Source organism: Brevibacillus reuszeri (assembly GCF_001187725.1).
Classification (GTDB): domain Bacteria; phylum Bacillota; class Bacilli; order Brevibacillales; family Brevibacillaceae; genus Brevibacillus; species Brevibacillus reuszeri.
This window is the reverse complement of the sequence record NZ_LGIQ01000005.1, coordinates 1,104,314-1,117,696: the sequence shown is the minus strand read 5'-3', so window position 1 is coordinate 1,117,696 and position 13,383 is coordinate 1,104,314. Positions and strand designations below refer to the sequence as shown.

Sequence of the window (13,383 nt, the reverse complement as noted above, 5' to 3'; positions counted from 1 at the left end):
ACTATGAGCGTCATAGAGACGATAGAACCCCTTTCTAGCTTTTTGTCTCGCAAATCTAGCGGATTGCTTTGGACACCCTTTAGTGGGTATATGATGCGCTGTTTCCTTCATCTACAGCCCTGTGCAGGGAGCGGTTCAAGCCAGTTGCGATCACGTTCGCCACTCCTTCAATGAAGTCGTCTACTTCCTTTGGCGTAACCACCAGGTCTTGTCCAAGCGGGCGCAGGACTTCGTGAATCAGTTGCCGCTTCTCTTCTTCTGGCAAAGATCCTACTAATCCCATAAACGTCTTGCGCGACTCCATATCCGGTAGATCGTCTTCTGAGTATGGTTCTTTGCGCTCAGGCAATGAACTGAGGGACAGCTTGTTGTACGCCCGCTTGCTCTCTACCATCGATTGGCCAAAATGACCGAGCAAATACGTGATGGCATCATTCACAATCGTGGAAGCAAAAACGACTGTCGGGACACCGATTGCAATGACAGGAATTCCAAGCGTAGACTGATCGATGGCCTTGCGCTTGTTGCCCACTCCCGAGCCAGGGTGGATACCCGTATCCGAAATCTGGATCGTCGTATTTACACGGTGTAGAGCACGTGACGCGAGGGCATCAATACAGATCACGAAATCAGGCTTGCTTTTTTCCACGACGCCAAAGACGATCTCACTCGTTTCTATTCCGGTTATCCCAAGCACTCCCGGCGATAGGGCACTTACATCACGGTAGCCTTCTCCTACTGTTTCAGGTGCCAGCTTATAGAGATGTCTCGTAACGAGTAAATTTTCCACAACCATGGGTCCGAGAGCATCAGGCGTTACATTCCAGTTGCCTAGTCCCACCACTAATGCTTTTTTATCTTCGGTGATCCCGAGCTGCTGCAAGAAATTCGCAAATTCAACCGAGAAGCGCTGAGCGACCTTTTCTTCGATAGATGTATCATTATCGCGCAGCTTGGGCACTTCAATCGTGAGATAGTGACCGGGCATTTTTCCGATTTGCTTGGCGGCTTCTTCGTTTTGTACATGCAGGCGAGTTACTTTTATATCCGCTTCGCTATCGTCAGCCTGGAGCCATATACCCGGAATACTGCTTTCATTTTGCTGTTGTGCGAGCTCATGTGCTTCCACTGCCAAATCAGTACGAATCGAATATCCCGACAAATCAATGTTATGTTCCATTTTGCCTTGACTCCCTTCTCCATTTTGTTCCTGCTACTATCTTGCTTGAATCCTCCATTTTTATTCCGAATCCTTTCTTGCAAATGGGCTTTGTGCATGCTAGAATTACTTTGTTGTATGACTGTATGTCGATGGTCGTCTAAGGAGGTGACACACATGCCAAATATTAAATCTGCGATTAAACGCACCAAAACAATCGAAAAGCGCCGCGCACAACGTGCTTCTCAAAAGTCTGATCTGCGTACTTCCGTAAGAAGCTTTGAGAAAGCTGTCGCCGCTTCCGATGTAGCATTGGCGAAATCTACTCTTCTGGTGGCTGTGAAAAAGCTGGACAAGGCCGCTTCGAAAGGTCTCATTCATAAAAACGCAGCAAACCGTCAAAAGTCTCGTTTGATGAAAAAGCTTAACGTTCTGAGCGCTCCTGTAGCGTAAGAGACCAACCGCAAAAAACCCCGCGAACTTTATGTTCATGGGGTTTTTTCATTAACCGGGAGTATGCTGACGCTCCGCATATGCGTGTGTAATGAAAAGCTCTAAGGCAAGACGTTTGTCCACCTGCCCAGACTTCATCCGAAAATCATCTTCCGCCAGCATACCCAGCAGTTTTTTCAAGGAATTCTCCGAAAAGAATCGCGCTTGCTCCATCGCCTTTTTCACTGCATACGGGTGCATTTTGATCATGCCAGCCATCTGCTGTTGTGAATATCCGCGAGGTGCGAGCTGTTTGACATGAAGCAGCATGCGAAATTGTCTTGCCAGTAGGGCCAAGAGCTTGATTGGCTCCTCTCCCGTCTTCATGCTGTCGTACATCATGCGCAGTGCTCGATCTAGTCGTCCTGACGCGACTTGCTCGATCAAGGCGAATACGTCCTGCTCCAATGTACGTGCTCCGAGCATCACAATAACCTCATCGGTAATAGCCGCTCCCTCGCCCACGTATAACGCCATTTTCTCTATTTCCTTATCAAGAAGACGAAGCTCACCACCCACACGCTCCACGAGCTTCATCGCCTGCTGTCGATCAATCGTTGCCTTGTATTTGTCTGCCTGACGTTCTACCCACCCATACAGATCTGCATCTTTTAAAAGCGGGAACGAAATGACCTTTGCGGTTTGCTGCAGCGTCTTAACGAGTTTTTTTCGTTCGTCGAGCTTATCGGACTCTGTATGTAAAATCAATGTCGTATAATCCGGCGGGTTCTGCAGATAAGTAAGTAAGGCATCAGGATCGCTTTCCACCTTTGCTGTAGGCTTGCTCCCTGTTAAAAAATAGGCTTGTCTGGCAATAACCAGCCGATGCTCTCCGAGAAACGGCAATGTCTCCGCATCCTGCAAAATATCGGCAAGCCCCGTTTCTGTGCAATCATACACACTCAAGTTAAGATCACTAAACTCGGGAGCGATCATTTCTCTTCTCGCCAATGCCAAGAACTCTTCTGCACGAAAGCTCTCCGGACCGTAGAGGACATAGATCGGCGAAAATTGTTTTTGACGTATTTCCCTAATGGCCGACAGTAGTGGCATGAGTTACTCTCTCCCTTTCCCTTTCCTTACCTGCGTTATTATAGCACATGTTCCAAAGCGCGTTTGAAAAGAAAAAAACCGCTACCATAATCAGCAGCGGTTTCTCTATACAACGGCACCTCTATGTAAACGTTCAGGGAAAAGCCCCGGGATTCCTCCTCCCCAAACGGTAAGCAGGGGGTGCTTGATACTGTACAATACGCATGAAGCTCCTGCTCGGTGCCAGTCCTTTTCGAAAAAGCCGCATTTGTCACGTGGCAAGTAGCGGTTTATTCGTTATCATCATCGTCATCGTCATTTTTCTGTTTTTTGTTTTTGTTGCTTTTGCTCTTGTCCCCGTCGTTGTCCTTCTCGTTAGCAGATGTCTTCTCTTCGCGGTCCGGGTTATCTTTCAGCCCGATAGGGAATGCTGGTGGTTTTTCCTCTTGGCGTACAGGCGTTGGAGGAGCTTTCGGCTTGTTATCGGTCGCATTCACAATCGGCTTGGAATCCTGTTGTTGTTTTTGCGTAACTGGATTTGCAGGCGGTTTTGTGCTATGCTTTTTGGCCGGCGGCTGCTTAGCAGGCTTCTTCTCTTCCTCCGCATTAATGGATTGGGATGTATTAGTGCTTGGAGTCGGAGCAGGTGGTCCAATAAATCCAGTAGTCTCCTCCTCTTCGATCGGAGGGGCAACTACAGCGCCTTGGTTCGAATCAACGATTTCATGATTTTTCCCGTCACTGCCAGTATACAACAACCCAATCATCAAGCAGGCTGCTGCTGCTGTGCTTCCAATGCTTGCAAGCCAGACTTTTGTCCGCTTCCATTTTTTCGATGTAACCGGTGAAGACGACTTGTGCTTTACTTCCAGAGTGGGCAAGATTTCCTCATTTTGACTCGACATGGCTGCAGGCTTTGATGCCGCAGATTCCAGTCTAGGCAGTATGGAATCTACAATACTGAATGAGGGTACGACAGGGGGTAGCTTTTCTAGCTGCTCTGAAACATGTTTCAAACGGTTGTACTTTAGCTGCAGATCAGGATCCTTTTGCAGGAGACTGTATAGCATTTGCTGCTCTCCCGAAGACAGATCTCCATCCAGATCCCGCTGCATCCATTCCCAAATCTCATCATTGGTCATCAACCGATCCCCCCTTTCTGGTAGTCGTACAGTAGTTCCTGAAGCTGCTGTCTCGCCCGAAACAAATACGACTTGACCGTGTTCAGTGGCAAATCCAAAGCTTCCGCAATTTCCTGGTAGGATAAATCCTCCAGATAACGGAGTATTACTACCATTCGATACTGCTTGGGCAGTCTTCCAATGGCTTCCTGGATGTCATTCGACAGTCCAGTGAGAAGAATCTCATCCTCTACGTTGTTACGATCAGGAATGATCAGTTCATGCTCGTCTATTGAGACCGTTTCCTTCTTCGCGCGAAATTTATCCATACAGACGTTACTCACAATTCGTTGGACCCACGTGGAAAATTTCGCCTTTTCCTGATACGTGTCCAATTTGCGATAGATACGAATCAGCACTTCCTGAGCTGCATCAAGCGCATCTTGTTCGTTCCCTAGAATATAATAAGCGCTGCGGTAAACGGAGGTCTCGATGGATCGAAGCAGTTCGACTAATGCGTCGTGATCTCCTGATTGCGCCATCCTGATCAGGTCTGCTTCCTGCATATGCTCCTCTCCCCCCTACAGACGGTTCGCTCAATAAAAAGGTTGCAATTATAATTTATGTATCTGTTAATTGCGTCTTCCAGCTCATGCCTGAAGTCGTAATGATCAGCGTAACAGCTCCTTGCTGATCTGTCCTGTATACGCTAGAGCCTGCATTTTTTAAGCGTGTCAAAACTTCTGGTGATGGATGTCCGTAGCGATTGTTTGCTCCTGCCGAAATGACAGCTGCTTTTGGTTGAATCGCCGAAAGCAATGCCTCCGTGCTAGACGTCTTACTGCCATGATGCGCTACCTTCAACACATCCACAGGGGGCAAACCACCCTTCACCAGCCTAAACTCCCCATTACGTTCCACATCTCCGGTAAATAGTACGATTGTCTCGTAAGCTGTCAACTGTAACACAACTGACGAATCGTTACCAGTGTAAGCCGATGTTTGTCCCGGATGAAGCCATTTCCACTCGATTCCCGGAGCATCAGACCATGTTTGCCCTGGGCTGCCTGTAACGATCGGAACACGCTTTTCTCGTACAAGCTGTAAAATCTCCTGTTCATACCCTTTAGGCGTGCTACCATTTACAATTACTTCTCCGATAGCAAACCGCGGCACCAGTGCAGCAAGACCTCCAATGTGATCCATATCCCCATGGGTCATTACTACTCTGTCTATTTTCTCGATACCACGCGCCATCAAAAATGGAAGAACGACATCCTTTCCTACTTCAAATGGGTTCCTCTTTTCTCGCCATGGCTCACGTGCGGCGAACGAAATCGTCCCACCAGCATCAATTAAGTATACCTTCTGATTAGCAATTTCGACAACGATGGAATCTCCCTGGCCGACATCTAGGAAAGTAATTCGCACTTCCTTTTCACCTGAAAAAGGTTGCCTTGCCGCTAGCAATAGCGCAAAAAATATGGCTATATACAGGATTGTGTCTCTCCTGCGATGAAACCCCCTCTTCCACAAAAAGGGTATCACAATCAAAAATATGGTGTACAAAAATAACAACCACCACGGAGGATGCTGCCAATAAGTGAAGGGAATTTCCAGCTTCTGCAAGCCGAACAAGGGCTGATGAACCCCGTCTAAAATCAGGCTCGACAGCTTTACTGGCCACATGGCTAATGCTGGATGGACCATGCCCAAAATAATCGCAATATAGCCGAGAGGAAGTACAATAATGGAAAGGAGCGGTGTTACAAGCAGATTAACAAGCCAAGATAAAGGAGAGAACTGATGGAAATGGTAAATAAGAAAAGGGAATGAAACCACTTGTGCCACAAGAGTAACCGCGATCAGGGAACGCAGCCAGACTGGTCCCCAACTCCACATTTGCAAGCTAAAAGGCACATAAATAATAAGGCCGAGCGTTACTGCAAAAGACAGTTGAAAGCCGATATGCCAAAGCTGGTAAGGATTAAATAGCAGCATGACCAACAAGGCACCGGCCCAAACCTCTCTGCCATCCAGCCTTTTCCCCAGGATTTGGCAAGCCAATCCCACACCTCCCATGATCCCTGAGCGCACAGCTGAAGCACTGGCTCCAACAAGAAGCACATAACCAATCAACATACAGATCGTAGTGATTAACGCTGTTTTACGTCTGATTCCTGTTCGTTCCAGTGTCCACATAAACATGCTACTGACCAGTGTCACATGGAGACCTGAGATAGCGAGTATATGGCTTAGCCCTAAAAAAGAGTACATGTCAGAAAGCTCTGGAGTCACTTCCTGCCCCAGACCAAGGAGTAGCGATTTCATATATCCTGCTACCTCAGGATCAGGAAAAAGCCGCTCGATCCGATTCGCTCCGTCACCTTGCCACTCCTGAAATCGAGCCATAATCGTATTTTGCGTCTGATGCTCCATGCCTTTAAACTCTGCTTCTCCTGTCACATGAACGCCTTGCCAGTAAAGGTATTGTGCATAATCGAAAGCATGAGGATTGCGGGCGGGTGATGGGAGTGACAGCTTGATTTTTGCAGTCACCACACTACCGCTCCTCCACTTCTCGATTAAGCCTGCCTGCTCGAACGTCGCCAGCTTTACACGCAGGACAATTCGCTCGGTATGTTGCAGCCTTTGTTCAACGCCATATCGGTCCTCTATCTGTTGTACATCCACAAAAAATCGCGCTACATCACCATCTCTTTTAACCGGAGAGGCTATCATTGCCCGGATCCGAATCGTCTCCTCTGTTTCTGCCAATTGCTTCATTTCAGAGCGATGGAGAAACTCGTACCCATTAAAATACAGACCTGCTAGAATGAGAATAAGCGCATAAAAAACGCATTGTTTTCGCAAAGCTTGGGGTATTACTACGGCGAGGGCCGCACTCAGGCCAGCTGCAGCCAGAAGCCAGGCAGGATGTAAATAGGCGGAAAGCAGATAGCCTGCCATCATCAAAATACTGGCACCAAGCATTGTCACGTGTATTTCCCCCAATCTATTTTGTCGCGTTCTCTTTCTTCATTAACAGGGAGTATATCTCTTAGCTTGCGGACAAAAATAGAAGAGAGAAAGTGAGCGTTTTCGTTGGTGGAGCAACGTTTTGGGATGGAAGGATAGGCATTCAGTAGAGATTGCGCTGACTGTCGATACGTGATAGAGTTAGCAGGAGCAATCCAGTGAGAGGAAGAGTCATTTCATATGTGTGGAATCGTATCACTCTACAACAAACGGCAAGTGCCTGTTGGGCAAGAAGCGATTAGTGCGATGACAGGTGTCATCCTGCACCGTGGTCCAGATGACGATGGTTTTCATCTCGAAGACAACATCGCCCTGGGCTTTCGCCGTTTAAGCATTATTGACGTGGAAGGCGGACACCAGCCGCTGTTCAATGAAACACGAGACATCTGGATTATCGGTAACGGAGAAATCTACAACTACAAAGAGCTCCAGCAATGGTTGAAGGACATTGGTCATGTTTTTCACACCGATTCTGATATTGAAACCATTCTTCATCTTTATGAGGAAGTAGGTACAGAGGCGCCCAAGCATCTGCGTGGCATGTTCGGGTTTACGATTTACGACTCTCGCAAGAAGCGAATGTTCGGTGCCCGTGACCATTTCGGGATCAAGCCCCTCTACTATGTAGAAACGGGTGACTCTATCGGGGTGGCAAGTGAAATCAAAAGCCTTTTAGAGCTTCCCGGTTTGACCAGAGAAGTGAATGAAAACGCCTTTTATCATTACTTGACTTTCCAGTATGTGCCAGACCCTGAAACCATGTACCGTGGGATATATCGCATCCCTCCAGCCCATTCCTTTATCATCGAAAACGATGTGATCAAGCTGGAGCGTTACTGGGACGTAGAATTTAAGCCAGACGAGAGCAAGTCGTTTTCCCATTTTGTGGAGGGAACTCGTAGTGTGCTCTTGGAATCTGTTGAGAAGCACCGGATCAGCGAGGTGTCCCGCGGAGCATTCCTCTCCAGCGGTGTTGATTCGAGCAGTATCGTTGGTATGCTGCGGACGTTTGAGCCTGTCAAAACCTTTTCAGTAGGTTCGGATATTCCCGGTTACAGTGAGCTTGATTACGCAAAACGGACCGCTGAATATTTAGGCTCTGAGCACTACGAGCGTGTCATCAATGCCCAGCAGTATATGAATGAACTGCCTCGCCTGATCTGGCACCAGGATGAACCCGTCGCTGACCCTTCAGCGATTCTGCTGTATTTCGTTGCCCAAATGGCAAGTGAACATGTGACAGTGGTCCTTTCTGGCGAAGGTGCTGATGAATTTTTCGGGGGCTACAACATTTACCGAGAGCCTAGCTCTTTGAAAATGTTCTCGGGAATGCCATCATGGATGAGAAGCTCCATAGGTAATCTGGCTCAGCTTCTCCCAGATCAGGTTAAAGGAAAAAACTTCCTAATTCGTGGCTCCAAAACCGTTGAAGAACGCTTTTTCGGAAATGCACTGATCTTTAGTGAAGAGATGAAAAAACGTGTCGTGATGGAAGATATTGCACACTCCAGCTCCTATGTCTCTCCTTTTACGATCACGGAGGATATATACAAACGAGCTTCCCAGTATGATGATGTGACAAAAATGCAGTATCTGGACATTCACACGTGGCTGCGCGGAAATATCCTGATGAAGGCTGACAAAATGACCATGGCCAATTCACTGGAGCTTCGCGTTCCTTTCATTGATACCAAGGTTTTCGAGTTTGCGGCTACGATTCCAACGAAGTACAAAATCGCCAATGGCACTACCAAGCATGTGCTGCGTGAAGCGATGAAAGACTTTTTGCCGCCTGAAATCAAAACGCGTAAAAAACTGGGCTTCCCGGTTCCAACTCGTCACTGGTTGAAAAATGAGTTCTACAAATGGGCCAAAGAGATCATTTTTGAATCCAAGGTCGATCATTTGATCAATAAGGCATACGTCCTCTACATGCTTGATGAACACCGCGAAGGAAATGCCGATTACAGCCGTAAAATCTGGACCATTTTGGTCTTCATGCTGTGGCATCAAATATTTATCGAGCAGCGTTATAACTTCGATCCGTATGTCAGTCCAAATGTAGACGTGCGTCGCAAGAAAAATTCGCTGCAACATATTGGCTAGGTCTTGTAGACTAACAAAAATAAAATTTGCAAGCCCTCTCTTACTTTTCGTAGCATGTTGATAGAGAACGCATCGTCTCTATTACGATTCGCGTACAAGGTAAGGGAGGGTTTTTTACTATGCTGTTGGATTTATGGGAACACTATCGCCGATATGTATTACTTGCAGGTGCCATTCTCTTTGTCGGCAGCAGCGTCTGGCTCTACCAGGCTGACCGGGGAAACGGGAGGTCAGAGCTTCCGCTGGAAACGCCAGCCTTTGCAAAAGCTCCGTTGCCGAATACAAAAAATGCTGGGAAAGAGGAGGCTGCCATACCCGCAGAAGCTCCTATAACGAAAAATACAGAACCTCCTGCTGCCCCACTGTATATCGATGTGAAGGGACAGGTCAAACAGCCCGGCATGTACCGATTTGATGCTGGAATGAGAGTGGCAGACGCCATTACGAAAGCAGGCGGCACATTGCCTGAGGCGGACCTTGAGCAAATCAATCTCGCACAGCCTCTCTCCGATGGCAGCGCTATTGTCGTCCCCACTAAGGGGACTATTGCGACTACGGTTCCAGGACAACAGGCCATCTCTCCCCTTGCTTCGGGAGTCAGCCCAGGTTCGTCAACCAATCAGGGTGGCATAGAATCCAGCATCAATGTGAACACCGCATCCGCAGAAGAGCTCACTACGCTCCCCGGCATCGGCCAAGCACGCGCTAGAGCCATTCTTCAGTATCGCTCGGATAAAGGCGGGTTCCGCACAGTTGATGAGTTAAAAGAAATCGAAGGAATCGGTGACAAAATGTTTGAGCGTATCAAGGACCGTATCCGTATTCGTTAGACGCGAACTTCTTTGGTCATGTTCCTCTCTCCCTCCTCATAGAATGGGGTAAGAATATTGGAGGGAGGTATGCCCATGGATAAAATTGGGTTTATCGGCACGGGCAGTATGGGCAGCATTTTGATTGAGTCGCTGCTGTCCGCCAAAGCCCTGTCCCCCGGCCACATCATTATTAGCAATCGTACTCCCGCCAAAGCGGAGCTGCTGGCTCATCGGCATCCCGGTCTTGTTGTTGCCAAAAATAATCTGGAGTTGGCTCAGACCGCCAAAATCTTGCTGCTATGCGTCAAGCCAATGGAATATCGTGTGATGCTAGAGCAAATTGCTCCTGCTTTAACTGCTGAGCATCTACTGATTACGATCACGAGCCCAATCAAGCTGGAACAGTTGGAAGCATCGGTTCCAAGCAGAGTTGCCCGCGTCGTTCCCAGCATTACTAATGCCGCTCAAGGTGGCGTGTGCCTGTGCGAGTTTGGGACGCGAATCCAGGGGGAGCAGCGGCAATTCATCCGTGCTTTATTTTCGCATATCAGCACACCAATCGAGGTAACGGAACCATTCCTGCGGATCACCTCTGATCTCGTCAGCTGCGGTCCTGCTTTTCTCAGCTATATCCTCCAGCAGATGATTCATGATGCGGTTTCAGAAACGGGTATCTCTGAAGATGCCGCTACTTATTTGACGACACAAATGTTTATCGGCATGGCAGAGCTACTGCGAAAAGAGGCCTTTACCCTTCCTTCCCTGCAAAAGCGTGTTTGCGTCCCAGGTGGTGTAACCGGCGAAGGATTGATACCGTTGCAAAATGGCATTCCTGGTCTGTTCTCCGAGGTGTTTCGGCGGACTCATGCCAAATTTGCTGAGGATCAGGATATGCTTGAGCGGTCCTGGATGAAGACCCAAAAACCTACGTAAGGTCATCATTACAAACTCGGGATGCCTATCCGCGTTGAGCCCTTTTTCGATTGCATAAAAAGAAGTGGAGACCCGTTAGATACAGGCTCCACTTCTTTTCTCACTGTCTTTTATTCTCTTAACGAATAACGATGTTAACCAGCTTGCCAGGTACCGCGATCTTTTTGACAATGGTCTTGCCCTCGATCAATTCTTTGATGACCTCGTTTGCCAAAGCTAGCTCTTCCATTTGTTCTTTGGTTGCATCAGCTGCGATGAGCAGCTTTTCTTTGTTTTTTCCATTTATCTGGAGGACGATTTCTACCTCGTCATCAACCAGCTTGGATTCGTCATAGGTCGGCCATGCTTCGTACGCGATCGTTTCGCTATGACCGAGCTTCTCCCACAGCTCTTCGGCGATATGCGGTGTGATTGGAGAGAGCATTTTCACGAAGTCTTCCATGTATTTCTTCGGCAGTACGTCAGCTTTGTACGCTTCGTTGATGAAGACCATCAGCTGGGAAATACCCGTGTTGAAGCGCAGACCTTCGTAGTCTTCTGTTACTTTTTTCACAGTTTGGTGGTACACGCGTTCCATGCTGGTAGCTTTGGCGGTGTCCACGATTTTGTCGCTTGGCTCTCCGCTTTCGTTAACGAACAAGCGGTATACACGATCTATAAAGCGGCGTGATCCATCCAGACCTTTTGTGGACCAAGCGATGGAAGCATCCAAAGGTCCCATGAACATTTCGTACATACGAAGCGTATCCGCACCGTGGCTGTTCACGATATCGTCAGGGTTTACGACATTCCCTTTGGATTTACTCATTTTCTCATTGTTCTCGCCCAGGATCATCCCTTGGTTAAACAGCTTTTGGAATGGTTCTTTGGTTGGAACTACGCCGATATCGTACAAGAATTTGTGCCAGAAACGGGAGTAGAGCAAGTGAAGAACCGCATGCTCGGCTCCACCGATGTAAATATCGATCGGCAGCCATTCCTTCAGCTTTTCCGGATCCGCCATGGCTTTATCGTTATGCGGATCAATAAAGCGCAGGAAGTACCAGCAGCTACCCGCCCATTGTGGCATGGTGTTCGTTTCACGACGTGCTTTCATGCCAGTTTCCGAATCAACGGTGTTAACCCAGTCAGTGATATTAGCAAGCGGTGACTCACCTGTACCGGACGGCTTGATTTCTTTTGTTTTTGGCAGGATGATCGGCAGTTCGGATTCTGGAACGACCTTCATCGTGCCATCCTCCAGATGCAGAATTGGAATCGGCTCACCCCAGTAGCGTTGACGACTGAACAACCAGTCACGCAGACGGTACGTTACCTTGCGATTGCCTTTGCCCTCTGACTCCAGCCATTCGATCATTTTACTGATCGCTTGTTCTTTGTTCAGGCCATCCAAAATGCCGGAGTTGATATGCTCTCCATCACCTGCGTACGCTTCCTTGGAGATGTCGCCACCTGCGATGACTTGCTTGATTGGCAGATCAAAGGTCTTGGCAAACTCATAGTCGCGCTCATCGTGTGCTGGAACCGCCATGATCGAGCCTGTTCCATAGCTGATGAGTACGTAATCGGCGATCCAGATTGGCAGGCGTTCGCCATTCACTGGGTTAATGGCATAGGCTCCTGTAAATACCCCCGTTTTTTCTTTTGCCAGATCAGTGCGTTCCAAATCACTCTTGCGTTTTGCTTGCTCCAGATAGGCATCGACTGCTTCTCTTTGTGCAGGTACAGTAATGACGTCAACCAGCTTGTGCTCTGGCGCCAATACAGCATACGTTGCTCCATACAAGGTATCAGGACGTGTGGTGAAGACGGTAAAGGATTGGTCATGTCCGTCAATGGCAAAAGTCACTTCTGCCCCTTCCGAACGGCCGATCCAGTTGCGCTGCATTTCCTTGATGCTCTCTGGCCAGTCGAGCTCTTCCAGATCAGACAGCAATCTTTCCGCGTAGGCGGTAATTTTCAGTACCCATTGTCGCATTGGACGACGCTCAACCGGATGTCCTCCGCGCTCACTTTTGCCATCGATGACTTCTTCGTTTGCCAGTACAGTTCCTAGCGCCGGGCACCAGTTAACAGCTACCTCGTCAACGTAAGCCAAGCCATGCTCATACAGCTTGGTGAAAATCCATTGTGTCCATTTGTAGTAGTGCGGGTCAGTCGTATTCATTTCTCTGTCCCAGTCATAAGAAAAGCCCAGTGCCTTAATTTGGCGACGGAAGTTGTTGATGTTGTGCTCCGTAAATTCCGCAGGGTCATTCCCTGTATCCAGCGCGTACTGCTCTGCTGGCAAACCGAAAGCGTCCCAGCCCATTGGGTGCAAAACATTGTATCCTTGCATCCGCTTCATGCGAGACAAAATATCGGTAGCCGTGTAGCCTTCCGGGTGACCTACGTGCAGTCCTGCACCAGATGGATACGGGAACATGTCAAGTGCATAAAATTTCTTTTTGCCTTCGTCCTCAGACGTTTTGAATGTTTTGTTTTGCTCCCAGTATTGCTGCCACTTCTTTTCAATATTGCGATGACTAAAAACCATGGTAGAGCACTCCCATCTTCACTAGGTAAAAGGTGAAAAAATAAAAAAACCCCACGTCCCTTGTCGTTCAACGAAAAAGGGACGAGAGGTTGTGTTTATCCCGCGGTACCACCCAGATTGGCGAATGTCAAACATTCACCCACTTGTTACATC

At 48.2% G+C, this 13,383-nt stretch carries 10 protein-coding genes and 1 other annotated feature (1 of these 11 running past the window's edge); of the genes, 4 read left to right on the top strand and 6 right to left on the bottom strand.

Annotated elements, in window-relative coordinates; genetic code table 11:
* Window positions 1-79: 79 nt before the first annotated feature.
* Entirely contained in the window at window positions 80-1,180 is a 1,101-nt protein-coding gene (gpr, locus tag ADS79_RS08975) for a GPR endopeptidase (protein ID WP_049738050.1), read from the bottom strand.
* A 156-nt stretch (window positions 1,181-1,336) separates the two neighbouring features.
* Here gpr and rpsT point away from each other — a divergent pair, with 156 nt between their 5' ends.
* Window positions 1,337-1,612: a 30S ribosomal protein S20 gene (gene rpsT, locus ADS79_RS08970; protein WP_049738049.1), complete on the top strand. Its 276-nt coding sequence runs from the start codon at window positions 1,337-1,339 to the stop codon at window positions 1,610-1,612.
* 51 nt (window positions 1,613-1,663) lie between these two features.
* On the opposite strand, the gene holA is transcribed toward rpsT, so the two are convergent.
* From holA to ADS79_RS08950, 4 genes are all read right to left on the bottom strand, one after another.
* Window positions 1,664-2,704, bottom strand: a complete 1,041-nt coding sequence (gene holA, locus ADS79_RS08965; RefSeq protein WP_049738048.1) for a DNA polymerase III subunit delta — start codon at window positions 2,702-2,704, stop codon at window positions 1,664-1,666.
* A gap of 269 nt (window positions 2,705-2,973) precedes the next feature.
* Window positions 2,974-3,825, bottom strand: a complete 852-nt coding sequence (locus ADS79_RS08960) for an anti-sigma factor (RefSeq protein WP_049738047.1) — start codon at window positions 3,823-3,825, stop codon at window positions 2,974-2,976.
* Window positions 3,825-4,370, bottom strand: coding sequence for an RNA polymerase sigma factor (locus tag ADS79_RS08955; protein WP_049738046.1), 546 nt, complete (start codon window positions 4,368-4,370; stop codon window positions 3,825-3,827). The genes ADS79_RS08960 and ADS79_RS08955 overlap by 1 nt, the downstream gene beginning before the upstream one ends.
* 55 nt (window positions 4,371-4,425) lie before the next feature.
* On the bottom strand, window positions 4,426-6,798 hold the full coding sequence (locus ADS79_RS08950) for a DNA internalization-related competence protein ComEC/Rec2 (protein WP_049738187.1): 2,373 nt from the start codon (window positions 6,796-6,798) through the stop codon (window positions 4,426-4,428).
* Window positions 6,799-7,023: 225 nt separating this feature from the next.
* On the opposite strand from ADS79_RS08950, the gene asnB reads away from it, so the two are divergent.
* The 3 genes from asnB (at window position 7,024) to comER (ending at window position 10,694) form a co-directional block, all read left to right on the top strand.
* Entirely contained in the window at window positions 7,024-8,949 is a 1,926-nt protein-coding gene (asnB, locus tag ADS79_RS08945; RefSeq protein ID WP_049738045.1) for an asparagine synthase (glutamine-hydrolyzing), read from the top strand.
* 119 nt (window positions 8,950-9,068) lie between these two features.
* Entirely contained in the window at window positions 9,069-9,779 is a 711-nt protein-coding gene (locus ADS79_RS08940; RefSeq protein ID WP_049738044.1) for a helix-hairpin-helix domain-containing protein, read from the top strand.
* Between the two features lie 75 nt (window positions 9,780-9,854).
* Window positions 9,855-10,694, top strand: a complete 840-nt coding sequence (gene comER / locus ADS79_RS08935) for a late competence protein ComER (protein ID WP_049738043.1) — start codon at window positions 9,855-9,857, stop codon at window positions 10,692-10,694.
* A 118-nt stretch (window positions 10,695-10,812) separates the two neighbouring features.
* Here comER and leuS read toward each other — a convergent pair whose 3' ends face one another.
* Window positions 10,813-13,230 carry a leucine--tRNA ligase gene (gene leuS / locus ADS79_RS08930; protein ID WP_049738042.1) on the bottom strand — a complete coding sequence of 806 codons (2,418 nt, stop codon included), beginning with the start codon at window positions 13,228-13,230 and terminating at the stop codon, window positions 10,813-10,815.
* A gap of 74 nt (window positions 13,231-13,304) precedes the next feature.
* Window positions 13,305-13,383, bottom strand: a binding site (T-box leader); it runs 156 nt beyond the window's last position.